Genomic DNA, 16,533 nt, shown 5'->3' with positions numbered 1-16,533 from the left:
GTTCGCCGGTGACGCAACGGTTGTCGACGACGGAGCGGATGCCCGGATGGTGCGCATGGATAGCCGGGTCAGGGCGAACCGAGGGGCGCGGCCGCGTACGGCTCGATCGGGGACGGTGCGGAACTGCCTCTCCCCGTCCAACTTCCGGATCCGCAGCGCGAACAGGAGACGACCGACGCGACTCCGGCGACAAACCCGACCGGCCCCGAAGGCGAGCGGCACCCGGTGCTGCCCGAGGGTCACCGCGGGAGCTGGGCCTGGATCGGCCGCAGGAACCGACCGGCCGCATCGACCGCGGGGGCCGAACTGTCCGCGCCGGCGACGAACACCGCGAACGCGACGTCCCCGTCGATGCCGACGAACCAGCCGTGCGCCGGCCCGTTGTCGACCTCGGCGGTGCCGGTCTTGCCGCGCAGGTCGGGCAGGTCCACGAGCTGGGTCGCGGTGCCGGCGGTGACGGTCTCGCGCATCATCGTCCGCAGTTCGTCGGTCACCTGGACCGGCGCCGCGGCGGGCGTGAGGTTCGCGGTACCGGGCTGGCCGACGACCAGCATCGGGGCGGGCGCGCTGCCCTTGGCGATGGACGCCGCGACCATCGCCATCCCGAACGGGGAGGCCGTGACCTGCCCCTGCCCGATCGCCGCCTCGACGCGCTGGGCCGGGGTGTCGGCGGCCGGGACACTGCCGGTGACGGTGGTCAGTCCGGGCGTCACGTAGTCCACCCCGAGACCGAACTGCAGGGCCGCGTCGTGCAGCGCGTTCGGCCCCATCGCGACCGCGAGCTGGCCCATGGTGGTGTTGCAGGAGCGGGCGAAGGCGGTGTGCAGCGGCACCGCGCCGAGGTCGAAGTTGTCGTCGTTGGGGATGGTGCGGCCCTCGATGTTCGCACTGCCGGGGCAGGGCAGCACCGTGGCGGGAGTGACCGAACCCTGTTGCAGCGCTGCGGAGGTGGTGACCGTCTTGAAGGTGGAGCCCGGCGGGTAGAGGCCGGTCAGCGCGATCGGCCCCTGCGCGGTGGCCGGCGCGTTCTGCGCGACCGCGAGTACCGCCCCGGTGGACGGCCGGATCGCGACGATCGCGGCCTGCTGCGGCAGGGCGGCGAGCGCGTCCTGCGCGGCGGACTGGACCGCCGGGTCCAGGGTGCTGGCAATGTCGGGCGCACGGGTGCCCTCGACACCGGCGACCATGTCGGCGGAACCGTTGGCGCGCACCAGTTGTACCGCCCAACCGGTGGTGGCGTCCTGGCCCTCCTGCCAGAGCTGGCGCAGCCCGTCGAGGGCCGGTGAGGTGTCCGCCTTGTCGACGGTGAGCAGCCGGGTCTGCTCGACCAGTGTGACCCCGGGGACCGCGGCGAGGGCGCCGGCGATGGGTTCGAGGTCGGCGTCGCGCAGGGTGATTACGGTGGCCGTCTTGCCCTGCGCCGCAGCGAGATCCGCCTGCACGGAGGCGGCGGTGAGGGTCGGGGCCACCGGGGCGAGCAGGGGCGCCAGGGCGGCGGCGGTCACGGCGGGGTCCGGGGTCTGCGCGGTGTCGACGTTGACCAGGGTGACGGTCTGCTCGGCCATCAGCGGCCGGCCGGCGGCGTCGAGCACCGTCGGCGAGCCGCCGGAGAGGGTGGTGTAGCGCAGCGTCGAGTCGGCGGTCAGGCCCGGGGCGAGCAGCTGCGGGTCCCACGGGATGGCGCCGCCGTCAGCGACGCCGGCACCGCCGCCCGTGGTGGTGTACGTCCACTTCTCCGGCGCGGCGGGCGTGGCCGACGCGGCCGGCGTCGCCGACGCGGCGGCGGCGGGGGCGGGCGCGGGTGCGGTCTCCGGCTCGCCGAGGGTCCAGTCGGCGGCGAGGGTGAAGGTGCCCGCGTCGCTGTCGGTGGTGGCCACGGTGAACCGCACGTCCTGCGGGTCCACGCCGTCGAACATCTGGGTGATCGCCGCCGCCGCCGCGGCCGGGTCGGAGGTGAGGTCGGCGGCGGCCTGCGCGTTGCGCTGGGTGAGCGCTTCGGCGAACTGCTGCGCCGCCTGCTCGGTGTCGGTCGGCCCGCTGCTACAGCCCCCCAGCACCAGTGCGAACACACCCACCACGGCAATCCCCATCGATTTGCGCATGGCGTCGAGGGTAGGCGGCTGCGCCACCCGTGCACGGTTGCCGGGTCCCTGGACCCCTGAACCGCGCACGACATCCTGGCGGCACTCGATCACACGGCGTAGCGTTGTAATCAAGTAATCATTGCAACTGACGAGGTGAGAGCAATGAGGAATGCACCAGGACCCGGCGGGCGACGCTTCGGCTGGCAGCAGGGCGAGGCCCCCGACGCGAGCGACGCCGCCGAGTGGTTTGCCGGCCGGCTACCCGACGACTGGTTCACCGGACCGGCCACCGTGCAGGTCGACCGCGAGGAGATCGTGGTGACCGGCGAGCTGCCGGCCCCCGACGACGCCTCCCCCGCCGCAGCCGACGGTCGGATCTCCCGGTTCCGGGAGGCCACCCGCGCGGAGCGGATGCGGATCGCCGACGAGGCCGAGGCCCGGTACGGACGCAAGGTGGCGTGGGGCGCGACGCTCGGCGAGCGGCACGCCCTGTTCACCCACCTCGCGGTGCCGGTGATGACGCGGCTGCGCCAACCCGAACGGATCGTCCTCGACACGCTGGTCGACGCCGGGGTCGCCCGCTCGCGGGCCGACGCACTCAAGTGGACGGTCCGGCTCGCCGGCCAGCACAGCGAGCAGTGGCTCGCCGAACTGCGGGAGGCGATGGGCAAGGTGGAGGATCTGCGCGCCGAGGGCCCGCAGATCTGACGCAGGCCGCTCACTCGCCCCTCGCCAGTTCCCCAATGTCACATCGGGTATCCCTACGGGCCCCAATGTGACATTGGGGAGGGCGCGGGCGTGGCGAGCCGCACAATTCGGTTGCCGACGCACGGAGCCGTCGGTACCGTGGCTGCCAGACCTGTTGTCGACGAATTGGAGAAGGGCCCTTGCTCCTTCAGCGGTAGTGACGCGCCATCGGCGTCGCGTGCTCGTGCACGCCCGACGTCGCCGCACCCACCCTGAGGAGCATTCATGCCACATCTCTCCCTGTCCGATCTCACCTTCACCTGGCCCGACGGCGACCCAGCCTTCGAGGGCCTCGACGCCGTATTCGGCCCCGGCCGAACGGGGCTCGTCGGCCGCAACGGCGCGGGCAAGTCGACGCTGCTGCGGCTGATCGCCGGCGACCTCACCCCCGACCGCGGCTCGGTGACCGTGCACGGCCGGCTCGCCTATCTCCGCCAGGACCTCACCCTCGACCCGAATCGCACGGTCGACGGCGTCCTCGGCATCGACAACCAGCGAAAAGCGTTACACCGCATCGAATCCGGTGAGGGCACCGAGCAGGACTTCGCCGACGCCACGGGCCACTGGGACGTCGAGGAGCGGGCGGTCGCCACCCTGGACCGGCTCGGCCTCGCGCACGTCGCACCGACTCCGGATGCGTTGGGCCGCACCGTCGGCACCCTCTCCGGCGGCGAGACGATGCTGCTGGGCCTGACCGCCGGCCTGCTCGGCGACCCGGAGGTGCTGCTGCTCGACGAGCCCACCAACAACCTGGACCTGTCCGCCAAGGCCCGCCTGTACGCGGCCGTCGACCAGTTCCCCGGCATCGTCGTGGTGGTCAGTCACGACCGCGCCCTGCTCGACCGGATGGACACCATCGCCGAGCTGCGACGCGGCGAGCTGCGCATGTTCGGCGGCAACTTCGCCCACTACCGCGAAACCGTCGAGGCCGAGCAGGAGGCCAGCCGCGCCGCCGTCCGCGACGCCCGCGCCGACGTCCGCAGGCAGGGTCGCGAGCTGGTCGAGGCGCAGACCAAGATCGACCGGCGCCTGCGCTACGGCAAGCGGATGGTGGCAGAGAATCGGTACCCGAAGATCGTCGGGAACGAACGCAAGAACCAGGCCCAGGCCTCCGCCGGCAAGCTACGCGGCAACCACGCCGACAAGCTCGACGAGGCTCGCCGCACCCTCACCGAGGCGGAGGAACTGGTCCGCGACGACCGCGAGATCCGGATCGACCTGCCGGACAGCGTCGTTCACCCGGGCCAACAGGTGGTCGAGGTCGCCGACCTCACCCTCGCCTGCGGCCCCACGGTGTCGCTGGCGGTCACCGGCCCGGAACGGATCGCGCTGGTCGGCCGCAACGGCATCGGTAAGACCACCCTGCTCCGGGCCCTGGCGGACACGCCGCCGCGGGTGCCGTGGCGGGCGCTGCCGCAGCGGCTCGACGTCTTCGACGAGACCCGCACCCTCGCGCAGAACCTGGCCGATGCCGCGCCGCACGCCACCGCCGAGCAGATCCGGGGTCGGCTGGCCCGGTTCCTGTTCCGCGGCAACGACTCCGACGTGCTCACCTCGGCACTGTCCGGCGGGGAACGGCTGCGGGCGGCGCTGGCGATGATCCTGCTCGCGGAGCCGGCGCCGCGGCTGCTGATGCTCGACGAGCCCACCAACAACCTGGACCTGCCGAGCCTGCAGCACCTCACCGAGGCGTTGGCCCAGTTCCGCGGCGCGTTGATCGTCGCCAGCCACGACCTGCCGTTCCTGCGGGAGATCGGCGCGACCCGCTGGCTCGAGCTCACCGACGACGGGGTGCGGGAGGTGGATCCGCGGTGACCGCACGCCGAATCCGCGCCCGCGCCCTCCCCGGGCTGGCCTAGGGTCGGGGCATGACGGACGACACCCGCATCCACGCCTTCCGCGACGACGCCCTCGGCGACCTCGACGCCACCGGCGTCGCCGAGGCCATCGCCGCCGGCAGGGTCTCCCCCCGCGAGGTGGTGCAGGCGGCGATCGAGCGGGCCGAGGCGGTGCAGGGCTCGCTCAACGGCATCGAGTTCCCCGACTTCGAGCGCGCACTGAGCCTGGCGGAGCGACCCCGCGGCGGCGTCTTCTCCGGGGTGCCGACAATCGTCAAGGACAACGTCGACGTGGCGGGACTGCCGACCGGGCACGGCAGCGCGGCGTTCACCCCGAAGCCCGCCGCCCGGGACAGCGACTGCGTCACCCAGTTCCTGTCCACCGGCCTGGTGCCGCTCGGCAAGAGCCGACTGCCGGAGTTCGGGTTCAGCTGCTCCAACGAGTACGCCGACGCCGAGCCCGTGCACAACCCGTGGAACCCGGCGTACTCGTCGGGCGCGTCGTCGGGCGGGTCCGCCGCGCTGGTCGCGGCGGGGGTGCTGCCGATCGCGCACGCGAACGACGGCGGCGGCTCCATCCGCATCCCCGCGGCCGTCTGCGGCCTGGTCGGGCTCAAGCCGACCCGCGGCCGCACCCTGCCCGACGCCCAGGACAGGACGATGCCGATCCGTATCATCGCGCAGGGCGCGCTGACCCGGACGGTCCGCGACACCGCACGGTTCTACGCGGCCGCCGAGTCCTTCTACCGCAACCCCAGGCTGGCGCCGGTCCGCCTGGTCGAGGGCCCGTCCCGGACGCGGCTGCGGGTCGGGGTGATCGTGGACTCGATCACCGGCGTCCCCACCGACGACGAGACCCGCGCCGCCGTGCACGCGACCGCGGAACTCCTCGACGGGCTCGGGCACCGGGTCGAGGAGATGCCGCTGCCGTTCGGGCAGGCCTTCGTCGACGACTTCAGCCTCTACTGGGGCTTCCTGTCCTTCGCGGTCTGCAACGGCGGCAAGAAGATGCTCGGCGCCGACTTCGACAAGGCCCGCACCGACAACCTCACCCGAGGCCTGGCCGCCATGTACCGCAAGAACATCGGGAAGACGCCCAGGATGCTCTACCGCCTGCGGCGCACCCATCAGCAGTACGCGCAGATGTTCCACCACTACGACGTGGTGCTCTCGCCGACGGTCTCGCACACCACGCCGCGACTCGGGTACCTCTCGCCCACACAGGACTTCGACGAACTGTTCACCAAGATCATCAACTTCACGGCGTTCACCCCGTTGAACAACGCGTCGGGAGGTCCGGCGATCTCGCTGCCCCTGCACCAGAGCGCCGCGGGTCTGCCGATCGCGTCGCACTTCTCCGCCGCGCACGGCGACGAGCGGACGCTGCTCGAGCTGGCGTTCGAACTCGAGCAGGCGAAGCCGTGGGCGCGGATCCAGGACCCGCGCTGAGCCACCCCAGGCCCGACCGTTGAACGGGGGTTCGGCGTGGCCGGACCGTGCGGCGGCGACGCGGGTTGGCACCATGGTCGGGTGAACTCGTACTGGACCCAGTGGTCGGCCTACCTCCCGGTGCTCGTGGCGGCGGCGCTCGTGCTGATCGGGCCGCTGTGGCAGCTGACCCGGCACGCGGTGACGCTCGCCCACGAGGCCGGCCACGCGATCGCCGCGGTCGGCACCGGCCGCCGGCTGACCGGAATCCGGCTGCACTCGGACACCTCGGGCCTGACCCTCTCGCGCGGCAAGCCCCGCGGACCGGGGATGGTGCTCACCGCGGCCGCCGGCTACCTCGCGCCCTCACTGCTCGGTCTCGCGGGTGCGGCGCTGATCGCGGGCGGCCAGCTCACCCTGCTCCTGTGGGGCTCGGTGGGACTGATCGTGGCGATGGTGCCGTTCATCCGCAACTTCTTCGGGCTGCTGGTGCTGATCGCCGCGGGCGGCGCGTTCGGCACGGTCGCCTACTACGGATCACCCACGCTCCAGCTGAGTTTCGGCTACGTCGTGATCTGGCTGCTGCTGATCGGCAACCTGCGCACCATCGTCGAGGCGGCGCAGAACCGGTCCGGGCGGTCGGACCTGGACCAGCTGCGCACCCTCACCCACCTGCCCCGCCTGGCGTGGACCGTGCTGCTCGTCGCCGTGTCCGTCGGCACCGGGGTGCTGGCATGGCGGGCGCAGTACGTCGGCTGACGTCGTTGCCCTCCGACGCCTACCTCACCGCGAGGACGTGGAACATGGTGTGCTGCCCACCATCCGGATTGAAGTTGTCGTCAGCGCACAGCACCAAGGTCCGGGTGCCGTCGTCGAGCGTCGGGCCCCAGGTGATGCCCTCGACATTGTCGGGGTTGGCGCCTGTGTCCGCGAAGTCGAACAGCAGCCTCTTCGGCATCGGAGTCTCGGTGCCGTCGAGCTTCTCCCTGCCGGTGACGGGGGTCGCGCCGGCGGTGGTCGTCCAGAAGATCTGCACCTCGTTGCCCTTGCCGGGCACCGCGCCGCGCTCGATCACCAGGTATTCGTCGTCGTCGACCGCCAGGATCTCGGTCGCCCCACGATCTGCCTTCAACGTCCACCCGGTTGAGTCGACGACGTCCGGGTAGTCGCCGCTGATCGCGTCGACCCGGTAGACAAATTCGTCGACGACGTCACCACTCGCGTTGTCGAACATGAGAACCCTTGAATCGGTGCCGGTCGCGGCAGTCGCGATCGAGCCGTCCTGCAGGAGCGAGTTCTCCGTGAGTGCAACGATCCTCGAGCCGTCGGCGGAGAACGTCACACCCTCGAAGGCCAGGTTGTTGCGCACGCCGGACACCGGGGCACCGTCCGGACCCGCCACCGGGGTGTAGTGCGCTGGCACCGGGTAGTCACGGACGAGGGTGCCGTCGACGGTGGCGCGGCGCACGAACGGCGCGAGCAGCTTCGACGCGTCGCCCTCGCTGGTGTACACGATGTCGGTGCTTCCGGGAACACGGCGAATGGACTCCGGATCGACCCCCTTCTTCGGGTAGGGCTGGCCGTCGGCCGCCAGGAGGGTCGTCATCTCGGTGAAGGTCGGTGCATCCGCGGCGAAGGCGCCGTCCGGACCGAGATCGAGAGTCATGGCGTAGAAGCGCGCGGGCCCCTTCTCCGACCGGTCGTCGCTGACGGCAACGTAGCTTCTGGTGTCCTCGTCGTAGTCGATCCCCGAGATCCCGCCGAGCGCCGGCCCGAACGGGCTGAGTCCGTCCGCGACCTGCATCGTGCCGATGTGGGTCACAGCGAGGTCATCCGTGCGGGTGGCCGATTCGGCGGTCGAGCAGGCGCCGGCTGCCAGAACAAACGGGGCAGTCACGAGCAGGCAGAGAGTTCTTCGTCGCATGCCGTGGACCGTATGGGTAAGACATGAACAGCTCTTGACCACTGAGTTACGCACTGACCGGGTCCACCGAACCGTGGATCCCCCGGTGGCGCTGCGCCCGTGCAGGAACCCCGCGAACGGCTCGGTCGCCCACTGACGTCAGTACCCCTTGCCCTGCATCCACGCCAGCACGCCCAGGATCCGCACCGCGGGCACCGAACCGTCCAGCCCGGCGCGGTCCCGCAGGTCGATCAGCCGCCGGTGCAGCGCCCCGTCCCCGGCGCGCAGCGCGAGCCGCACCGGCTCCAGGTGCGCGGCCTTCGTCCCGAGCTGCCGGCCCACGACGTCGTCGTAGATCGGGTAGAGCCGCGGGCGTTTGCGCGCGATGAGCTTCGACGCGACGATGCGACCGATCCCGTGGACCTCGCGCAGCGCCGTCTCCAGTTGCCACACAGGAGATTCCGGCGTCATGGTGTCGGATTCGTCGACGAGGTCACGGTCCGGGCCCACCGCCGCGAGCAGTCGGTTCAGCTCCGCACTCTCCTCCCCGAGCATGATCCACGCACCCTGCGCAGGCACCTGCACCGACAGCAGGGTGATCGCGACCAGGTCGTCCGCGGTGAAGGTGTCGACGTCGGCCTCACGCCTGCCGCTGGGGTCCCACGAGTCCCACCGCGCGCCGGTCCTGATGTGGCCGGTCTTGACGAACGGGCGAGTGAAGTACTCCTGCAGCACGTCGATTGCGCCGGCGTCGTCCCCGTCCCGCAGCACCCGCGGCAGCCGGATCGGCAGGTCGTCACTCATCGGTCGTCTCCTGCGCGAGCACGTGGGCCGCGAACGAGCGGTTGTGGTACTGCGCGTACGGCCCGCGGCCCTTGGTCACGAGATGCTCGGCGAGGGGCCGGGTGGCCTTGTCCAGCGGCAGCTCGAAGAACTGCTCGTCGGCGCCCTCGTCGGAGAGGAACCAGTCGAGCAGGACGCCGTCCCCGGCCGCGGACTCCATCGAGATCGGCTGCATCCGCACCAGCGGGGCCCTTAGCGCGAGTTCGTCCAGGCTGCAGCCTGTTTCGGCGGTCAGCGCGGAGGCCGACACATACAGCGCGGTGCGGTAGTCCACGACCTCGCCGCCCTCGGTGAACCGTTCGACGAAGAGCACCTCCATCGGCCCGACGTTGAGGGTGAACAGCCGCTGCCGCTCCGCGGAGCTGTCGGTCGACGGCAGCGCGCTCAGCGTCCACCGGTCCACCTCCCCGCCGGCCGGGTCGTCGAACGCGTCGGCGAGGTACCCGGAGATGAGGTCGGTGACCACGTCGAAGAACGGGTCCTGTTGCAGCGTCGCGAAGTTCTCGTCGCTCGCCGAGGGTTGAATGGTCGCCATGGTGTTCATTGTCCCCGAGTCCCTTCGGTGACGGCAGTCAGCGTCGCCCGGAACCCGACGGCGTGTTTGCAGGGGTGACCTGATTGTGCGGCTGTGGAAGACTGGTCGGCGGGAACACGAGCTGACCCAAGATCTTCCCCTGGCACGGAGAAGTGCGATGTCCCGTTCGGTCCACACCAGCACTCGGGTACGCGATGCGAGAGCGGCGTACGGGCGCGTGCGCGGCGCACACCTCGATGCGGTGCAGGCAGCGTTCGAGGACCACATCCTGCGCCTGGACTGGTCGCGGGTACAGATCGAGCGCTACCGCGAACAGCGGCTGCGGGCGCTGCTCGGATACGCCCGCGAGCGGTCGCCCTTTCACGCGCGGCGAATGCGTGGCCTCGATCCGTCGTCCGCCACGGTCGCCGACCTGGCGAGGCTGCCGGTGATGACCAAACAGGACGCGCAGGACGAGTGGGACGCCATCGTGACGGTCCCCGACCTCGACCGCCACGAAGCAGAGCGGGTCCTGGCCGAGCAACCGTGGTTTTCGTACACACCCGGAGGCCGGCAGATCTTCAGCTCCGGCGGGTCGAGCGGCGTGCGGGGCGTCTACGCGTGGGATTGGGAACTGTTCGTGTCCTTCGCCTGCCTTGCCTGGCGATTCCAGGCGCGGGAGGAGCGGCGGGGTCCGCCGCTGCCACGTGCAACCCGCCTCGCCGTGCTCACGGCCGGTGAGCCGCCGCATGCCAGCACGCCGTTGTTCGACGTGGCGACCGCAGCGGGGATGGACACGGTCGTGATCCCCGCACGCGCACCCTTCGACGAGGTCCTCGCCGCGGTCGCGGCCGCCCGGCCCACCCATCTCGTCGGGTACGCGACCGTGGTGGGCCGGCTTGCCCGCGCGGCCCTGGCGGGAGACCTGGAGCTCCGGCCTGCCCGGGTCAGCACGAACTCCGAGCCCCTGCTCGACGAGGACCGACAAGCCGTGCGTGATGCCTGGCACGTGCCGATCCACAACCTCTGGGGGTCCACCGAGATCGGCGTGCAGGCGGTCGGGTGCGGGCACGCCGGCGGGCTGCACGTGTGCGAGGACGAGGTGGTCCTCGAACGGGTCGACGAGGCCGGGATGCCGGTCGGTGACGACGAGCCCGCCGCCCGGACGCTCGCCACGGGGCTCGCCAACCGGACGTTCCCGTTCATTCGCTACGACCTCGGCGACCAGGTCACGATTCTGCCCGGAAAGTGTCCCTGCGGAAGCGCATTCGCGAGGGTGGCCGACATCGCCGGCCGCCGTGACGACGACTTCCGCTATGGCGGGTGCACGGTGCCCGCGAGCGCGTTCCGCCACGTCCTCGGCACCGATCGTCGCGTCTCCGAGTACCAGGTTCGGCAGACCGGCGCCGGGGCGGAGATCCTCGCGGTGGGCCGACCCGACACGGCCACACTGACTTCGTCGATGGTGGCCGCGCTGCGCCGGCATGGGCTGCCGGATCCGGAGGTGCGTGTCCGAGTCGTCGGCCGGCTCGAGCGAAACGAATCGACCGGAAAGCTCCGGCGATTCATCGCGCTCGACAGTCACCCCGGAAGCGCCGGGTAACGACCTGCTCTCGCGGACCAGATCCGGCATTTCGTCGAGCGCCTCCGCGGCCACCGGTCCTGACGGTGGCCGAGGGGAGCCGGTTCAATCCCCGGAAGCGTTGGAATGCAGGAGATCTGGCGCTCGCCCACGGGACCGGGTCGCCCCGGAGCCCCGACGGTCCACCCCGCGGAGGACACCGGCCGGGCGACCGGCGACCTCCGCGGGACGCGGACTGCTACGTCAGGACAACGAACCGAACAGATCGCTCAGGCTGCCGCCGGCGCTGCCGTCGCCATCGCCACCGCCGGGCGTCGGTTCGCCGACCGCGATGGTGGCCAACGCTCCGCCACCCGCGTTCAGATCCGCCGTGGCACTGTCCCGCGGCACGCAGTTGGTGGCCGCGAAGACCGTGGTCGTGCCGAGCGCCGCGTTGGCCAGGAACGAGTAGTAGTTGGCCGGGTTGTCGAATGTCCCGGCATCGCCCGAGACCCGCAGCTTCGGGGTGATGTCGGTGCCGGCGGCGCCGGCGGTCACGGTGACGTCGATGGCGGGCAACTGGAAGTAGGTGTCGCCCGCGGCGTTCGGGGAACCGTCGAGATTGGCCTTGGTCTTGGGCGCCACGATCCCGCCCTCCGCGTCGACGGCCGCGCCGGGACCGTTCACCGCGACCTCATTGTTGCCGGAGAGTCGCAGGATGCCACCCGCCGCGTCCGGCGCGCCGGTCTCGTTGACGCGCTGCACGTCTGGCGTCACACCGGCCAGGTTCGTGCCCGTGTTCGCGACAACCTCAGCCTTGACGAACGTGGCGTTCGCGGGAATCTCGTAGTCGACCTTGAGCCGCGACAGGTTGACGGTCGCTGCCCCGGTGTCCACGTCGGGATACGACGCCGGCGTCGGTTGAATTCGGTACGTGAAGTCCTTGCCCGCATCGACCGAGTCCGGCGCGTCGACCACGACGCCGCCCTGGACGGTCTTCGGGATTGCGAATCCGAAAGCATGTGCTGCACAAGAGGTCTGGAAGTCCGTCTGCTGAACTGCTGCCGCCGCGGGGCTCGCCCCGAGGAACAAGCCGGCGATTGCGGCGGCGCTGACGGCCGGAACCGTGTAGCGAGGTAGCGAAGATGAAGACATTCGTGCTCCTGTTCTGCGGAAGTGAATCCTGACGCACTCGACAATGTGCTGCGCATCACACATGGCCGAAGCCGAAAACTAGCACGCGTTCCACCGTCATTAGTGATGTTTAGGAAAAGAGTAGGTAAAACGATCTTGAGATTGATTCACCTCAGCCACCCACCGCATGCAGGTTCCGCCGGACCCCGGGGGCCGGTCAGGCCAGCGAGACCGCGACGATCGGGCCGGTCGTCGGGGACGGAGAACCGGTGCCGGGTTCGACGGTGATCGCGACGGTCTGCGCGTCCCCGAGACCGGCGATGACCTCGCCGGACGGCGGCGGCATGGTGTCGGCGCTCATGGTCCCGACCGACCGGGCCGACTCGGCCGTCCCATCGTCAGGCATCAGCCACATCTGGTAGACCTGCCCGGCGGGCGGCGGCGGCACCGACTCGAGCGAGACGACGGCGGCGTCGAGCTGCCGCGACGCGGTGACGGTGACGGTGCCCCCGGCGACCTCGGCGCTGGCGGTCGAGGTGTCCGGCTCCGCCATCACCTGTGCGACGCTCGGCGGCGCGGGTTGGTTGTCGGAGAGCTGGTTCACGGCCACCGCCCCGCCGACGCCGATCACCACGACGGCCGCCGCTGCCGAGATCACTCGCGTCCAACGCCGCCGGCGCGCCGCCCGGTGAGCGCCCAGGTCGGCGACGGCCTCGCCCTCGTCCACGGCACCCTCGCCCTCGTCCACAGCACCCGCGCCCTCGTCCACTGCCGCCAGGATCCGCGCCCGCAGGTCGGACGGCGGCGGGGTGGCGTCGAGGACCGACGTCCGCGCCGTCGTCTCCCGCACCTCGCGCACGATCCGCCTGAACTGCGCCGAGGTGGCCGGGTCGGCGGCGGCGAGCCGCTCGGCGATCTCGCGTCGCTCGGCGTCGGAGACCGCGCCGAGCGCGTACACGTAGGCCAGCTCGAGTAGTCCGTCGTCGCCGGGCGGAGTCGTGGTCTCAGGCATCGGTGCTCACCCCCAGGCAGTTCTTCAGTCGTATGAGTCCGTCGCGGATGCGTGACTTGACCGTCGGCAGCGCCACGTCGAGCTGGTCGGCGACCTCCCGGTAGGTCTGGCCGCCGTAGTAGGCCAACCCGATCGCCTCGCGCTGCGTCGCGGTCAGAGAGTCCAGGCAGCCGGCCACCGCCTCCTCGTCGAGGCGCTGGCCGACCTCTTCGACCACCACATCGTGGTCGCGGCCCAGTTGCGCGTACCCGTACACGGTGTTGCGGTCCGAGGCGGACTGCTCGGCCCGGACCCGGTCGACGGTCCGGCGGTGGGTCAGCGTCATCAGCCACCCGACCGGGCTGGAGCGGTCCGGGTCGTAACGTCCCGCGCCCGACCAGATCTGCAGGTACACCTCCTGCGTCACCTCCTCGGCGAGCGCGGGGTTGCGCAGGATTCGCGTCGACAGGCCGAAGACCCGGGCGCAGGTCAGGTCGTAGAAGTCGGCGAACGCGCGGCGGTCGCCGTCGGCCACCGCCGCGAGCAGTTCCGTCAAACGGCGGGCCTGCGCCGCGTCACCGGTGACGCCGGCCGGGGTCACCGGGCAGGCGCCGTCACCGTCGGCCTCCGCGTGCGAGTCGTCGGACCCGTCGGGGTGCATCGCACCATTGTCGCTCACATACCCGTCGACGCACCCGGCGCCGCCGTGTCGGCCGTCCGCAATCCTCATCGGCACCTCCCGCTCACGTAGGTGATTCGGAGCGGCTCGCACGACGGATGGGCCGGCCCCTGACCGGCCGGTCCCATCGCGCGTCGCCTACTGGGCGGGCGGCATGAGCACCGAGTCGATCAGGTAGACCGTCGCGTTGGCCGTGTGCACGCCGCCGCAGATCACCGCCGCGTCGTTGACCTTCAGGTTGTCGCCGGACCCGGTGACCGTGACCGAGCCGCCCTCCACCGTCGGCTGCTGGCCGTCGATGTTCGCGGGGCTGATCTGCCCCGGGACCACGTGATAGGTGAGCACCTTCGTCAGCATCGCCGAGTCGGTCTTCAGCGAGTCGATGGTGGCCGTGTCGACCTTCGCAAACGCCGCGTCGACCGGTGCGAACACCGTGAACTCCCCGCCGTTGAGCGTGTCGACCAGGTTCACGTCCGGGTTGAGCTGCCCGGAGACCGCGGAGACCAGCGTCGTCAGCAGCGGGTTGTTCGACGCCGCCACCGCGACCGGGTCCTGTGCCATCCCGGTCACCGAGCCGGCGCCGGTCGGCACCTGCGCGGCGTAGTCCTGGCAGCCCGGTCCCACCAGGTCCGCCGCCGGGTTCGTCTGGGCCCCAGAGGACATCGCCTCCGGGGTCATCGCCGACCCGCTCGTCCCGTTCTGTGCCATCGTGCTCGGGCTCGAGTCGGACGAACCCGAGTCGTTGCTCGAGCAGGCGGACAGGCCGAGAACGCCGACCGCCGCGAGACTTACCGCGAGACATGCCTTGTGCTGGATGTTCTTCATGGACCTTCACTCCTTCGATCGCAACCGGGACAACCGCCCGACATCTGTTCTGTCGAGGGGTATTCGGTGTGGTCGTCGGGGCGGATGGGTCGGATTCGAGAACTGTTCGAAGAGAGCCTGTCCGGGACACGGAACCCAGCCGGGACGCGGTCGGCTCCGAATACCGGGCATGCAAACACTCGCGCTGATCGGATTTCTCGGCGGGCTGATCACCGGCATCTCCCCGTGCATCCTCCCCGTCCTCCCGGTGATCTTCTTCTCCGGCGTGCAGAACGCCCGGCCCTCCCGCGCCGCGCCCGATGCCCCCCGCACCGCGCCCGACGCCCCACCCGGCTCGGTCGCGACCGAGGTCCGGGCCGAGCCCACCCTCGGCGACCGGCTGCGCCCGTACCGCGTGATCGCCGGTCTGGTCCTGAGTTTCAGCGTGTTCACGCTCGCGGGTTCGCTGTTGCTCTCGCTCCTGCACCTGCCGCAGGACGCGGTGCGCTGGGTCGGCCTGGTCGTCCTGACCCTGATCGGCCTGGGCCTGATCTTCCCGTCGGTCGAGCGGCTTCTCGAGCGGCCGTTCTCCCGGATCCCGCAGCGCCAGGTCGGCGCCGGGCGGAGCGGGTTCGGTCTCGGACTGGCCCTCGGCGTGCTGTACGTGCCGTGCGCCGGCCCGGTCCTCGCGGCCATCGTGGTCGCGGGCGCCACCGGCGACATCGGACTGCCCACGATCGTGCTCACCCTGTCCTTCGCGGTCGGCACGGCCCTGCCGCTGCTGGTCTTCTCGCTCGCCGGACGCCGGATTGCCGAGCGGGTCACCGCGTTCCGGCGGCACGAGCGCGGCATCCGCATCACCGGCGGTCTCCTGATGATCGGCCTCGCCGTCGCGCTGGTCTTCAACCTGCCCGCGGTGCTGCAGCGTGCGGTGCCCGACTACACCAGCTCCCTGCAGGACAGTTTCGCCGCCAGCAACCAGGTCCGCGGCAAGCTCGACCTGGGCGGCATCGTCAACGACCAGAACCGCGACCTGGCGAACTGCACGGACGGCGCCACCGAGCTCGAGAGCTGCGGCACGGCGCCGGACATCACCGGGATCGACGGGTGGCTGAACACCCCGGGCGGCGCGCCGGTGGACCTGAAGTCGTTGCGCGGCAAGGTCGTCCTGATCGACTTCTGGGCGTACTCGTGCATCAACTGCCAGCGGTCAGTCCCGCACGCCGCCGACTGGTACGACGCCTACCGCGCCGCCGGGCTCGAGGTGATCGGCGTCCACACGCCCGAGTACGCCTTCGAACGCGTCGAGTCCAACGTCGTCGACGGTGCCGCCGGGCTCGGCATCACCTACCCCGTGGCACTGGACAACAGCTACTCCACCTGGACCAACTACCGCAACCGGTACTGGCCCGCGGAGTACCTGATCGACGCGTCGGGCACCGTGCGGCACATCAAGTTCGGCGAGGGCGACTACGACGTCACCGAGAAGCTGATCCGTCAGCTGCTCGAGGATCCAACCCGGACGCGACGCTGCCCGGCGCCACCGCCGGCGCGGACATGACCCCCCAGTCCAGCACCACGCCCGAAACCTATTTGGGGGTAGGCAAAATGGTGAACTACGGCGGCACGGGAGACTACTCCGAGGGCAGCGCCACGTTCGACTACCCGGCCGTCCTGCCCGACGACAGCTTCGCGTACCGCGGCCGATGGACCCTGGACTTCCAGGGCGCCACCGCCGAGAGCGACGACGCGAGCATCGCGCTCGACTACCACGGCCGCGACGTCTACCTGGTCGTCGGCGGTACCGGCACAGTGACCGTCACCCGGGACGGCAGGCCGAAGGCGATCCCGGTCAGCGGACCACCGACGCTGTACCCGCTCGTCGACGACGACGCCATCAGCCGCGGCCGGCTCGACGTGGCCCTCACCCCGGGACTCCAGGCGTACTCCTTCACCTACGGCTGACCCCCCGGCAGCTCCGCTGCTCGTGCGCGGTTTKCGGGTCCA

General features: G+C 71.0%; 13 protein-coding genes and 1 pseudogene. 6 read left to right on the top strand and 8 right to left on the bottom strand.

Features of this window, described 5'->3' with window-relative positions; genetic code table 11:
* Positions 1-239: 239 nt before the first annotated feature.
* On the bottom strand, positions 240-2,102 hold the full coding sequence (locus AC1DWC_RS01050; RefSeq protein WP_477905369.1) for a penicillin-binding transpeptidase domain-containing protein: 1,863 nt from the start codon (positions 2,100-2,102) through the stop codon (positions 240-242).
* Between the two features lie 144 nt (positions 2,103-2,246).
* Between AC1DWC_RS01050 and AC1DWC_RS01045 the strand changes: the two genes are divergently transcribed.
* The 4 genes from AC1DWC_RS01045 (at position 2,247) to AC1DWC_RS01030 (ending at position 6,856) form a co-directional block, all read left to right on the top strand.
* Entirely contained in the window at positions 2,247-2,792 is a 546-nt protein-coding gene (locus AC1DWC_RS01045) for a hypothetical protein (RefSeq protein ID WP_477905367.1), read from the top strand.
* Between the two features lie 264 nt (positions 2,793-3,056).
* Positions 3,057-4,646 carry an ABC-F family ATP-binding cassette domain-containing protein gene (locus AC1DWC_RS01040; protein ID WP_477905364.1) on the top strand — a complete coding sequence of 530 codons (1,590 nt, stop codon included), beginning with the start codon at positions 3,057-3,059 and terminating at the stop codon, positions 4,644-4,646.
* Between the two features lie 53 nt (positions 4,647-4,699).
* The gene (locus AC1DWC_RS01035) at positions 4,700-6,118 is read left to right on the top strand and encodes an amidase (RefSeq protein WP_477905362.1); all 1,419 of its coding nucleotides are present in this window, start codon (positions 4,700-4,702) and stop codon (positions 6,116-6,118) included.
* A gap of 81 nt (positions 6,119-6,199) precedes the next feature.
* On the top strand, positions 6,200-6,856 hold the full coding sequence (locus AC1DWC_RS01030) for a M50 family metallopeptidase (protein WP_477905360.1): 657 nt from the start codon (positions 6,200-6,202) through the stop codon (positions 6,854-6,856).
* 19 nt (positions 6,857-6,875) lie between these two features.
* Here the strand turns inward: AC1DWC_RS01030 and AC1DWC_RS01025 are convergent, their stop codons facing one another.
* The 3 genes from AC1DWC_RS01025 to AC1DWC_RS01015 form a co-directional block, all read right to left on the bottom strand.
* Positions 6,876-7,919, bottom strand: a complete 1,044-nt coding sequence (locus AC1DWC_RS01025) for an esterase-like activity of phytase family protein (protein ID WP_477905358.1) — start codon at positions 7,917-7,919, stop codon at positions 6,876-6,878.
* 240 nt (positions 7,920-8,159) lie between these two features.
* Positions 8,160-8,804 carry a DUF6308 family protein gene (locus AC1DWC_RS01020; protein ID WP_477905357.1) on the bottom strand — a complete coding sequence of 215 codons (645 nt, stop codon included), beginning with the start codon at positions 8,802-8,804 and terminating at the stop codon, positions 8,160-8,162.
* A complete protein-coding gene (locus AC1DWC_RS01015) occupies positions 8,797-9,378 on the bottom strand; it encodes a hypothetical protein (RefSeq protein WP_477905356.1) in 582 nt (193 codons plus the stop codon). The genes AC1DWC_RS01020 and AC1DWC_RS01015 overlap by 8 nt, the downstream gene beginning before the upstream one ends.
* Before the next feature lie 157 nt (positions 9,379-9,535).
* Between AC1DWC_RS01015 and AC1DWC_RS01010 the strand changes: the two genes are divergently transcribed.
* Positions 9,536-10,960 (top strand): phenylacetate--CoA ligase family protein, encoded by a 1,425-nt coding sequence (locus tag AC1DWC_RS01010; protein ID WP_477905353.1) that lies wholly within the window; start codon positions 9,536-9,538, stop codon positions 10,958-10,960.
* A 222-nt stretch (positions 10,961-11,182) separates the two neighbouring features.
* Here the strand turns inward: AC1DWC_RS01010 and AC1DWC_RS01005 are convergent, their stop codons facing one another.
* The 4 genes from AC1DWC_RS01005 to AC1DWC_RS00990 form a co-directional block, all read right to left on the bottom strand.
* Positions 11,183-12,073 (bottom strand): hypothetical protein, encoded by an 891-nt coding sequence (locus tag AC1DWC_RS01005; RefSeq protein ID WP_477905352.1) that lies wholly within the window; start codon positions 12,071-12,073, stop codon positions 11,183-11,185.
* Positions 12,074-12,269: 196 nt separating this feature from the next.
* Positions 12,270-13,064 (bottom strand): anti-sigma factor, encoded by a 795-nt coding sequence (locus AC1DWC_RS01000; RefSeq protein ID WP_477905350.1) that lies wholly within the window; start codon positions 13,062-13,064, stop codon positions 12,270-12,272.
* Positions 13,057-13,773, bottom strand: a complete 717-nt coding sequence (gene sigK / locus AC1DWC_RS00995) for an ECF RNA polymerase sigma factor SigK (RefSeq protein ID WP_477905348.1) — start codon at positions 13,771-13,773, stop codon at positions 13,057-13,059. Before sigK ends, AC1DWC_RS01000 begins: the two co-directional genes overlap by 8 nt.
* Before the next feature lie 87 nt (positions 13,774-13,860).
* The gene (locus AC1DWC_RS00990) at positions 13,861-14,547 is read right to left on the bottom strand and encodes a fasciclin domain-containing protein (protein ID WP_477905346.1); all 687 of its coding nucleotides are present in this window, start codon (positions 14,545-14,547) and stop codon (positions 13,861-13,863) included.
* A gap of 169 nt (positions 14,548-14,716) precedes the next feature.
* Here AC1DWC_RS00990 and AC1DWC_RS00985 point away from each other — a divergent pair.
* Positions 14,717-16,491, top strand: a pseudogene (locus AC1DWC_RS00985) (cytochrome c biogenesis protein DipZ).
* Positions 16,492-16,533: the final 42 nt, after the last annotated feature.

Source organism: Rhodococcus sp. P4_C10, from assembly GCF_056402135.1.
The sequence above is the reverse complement of the archived record's forward strand: the minus strand, read 5'-3'. Positions and strand labels throughout refer to the sequence as shown.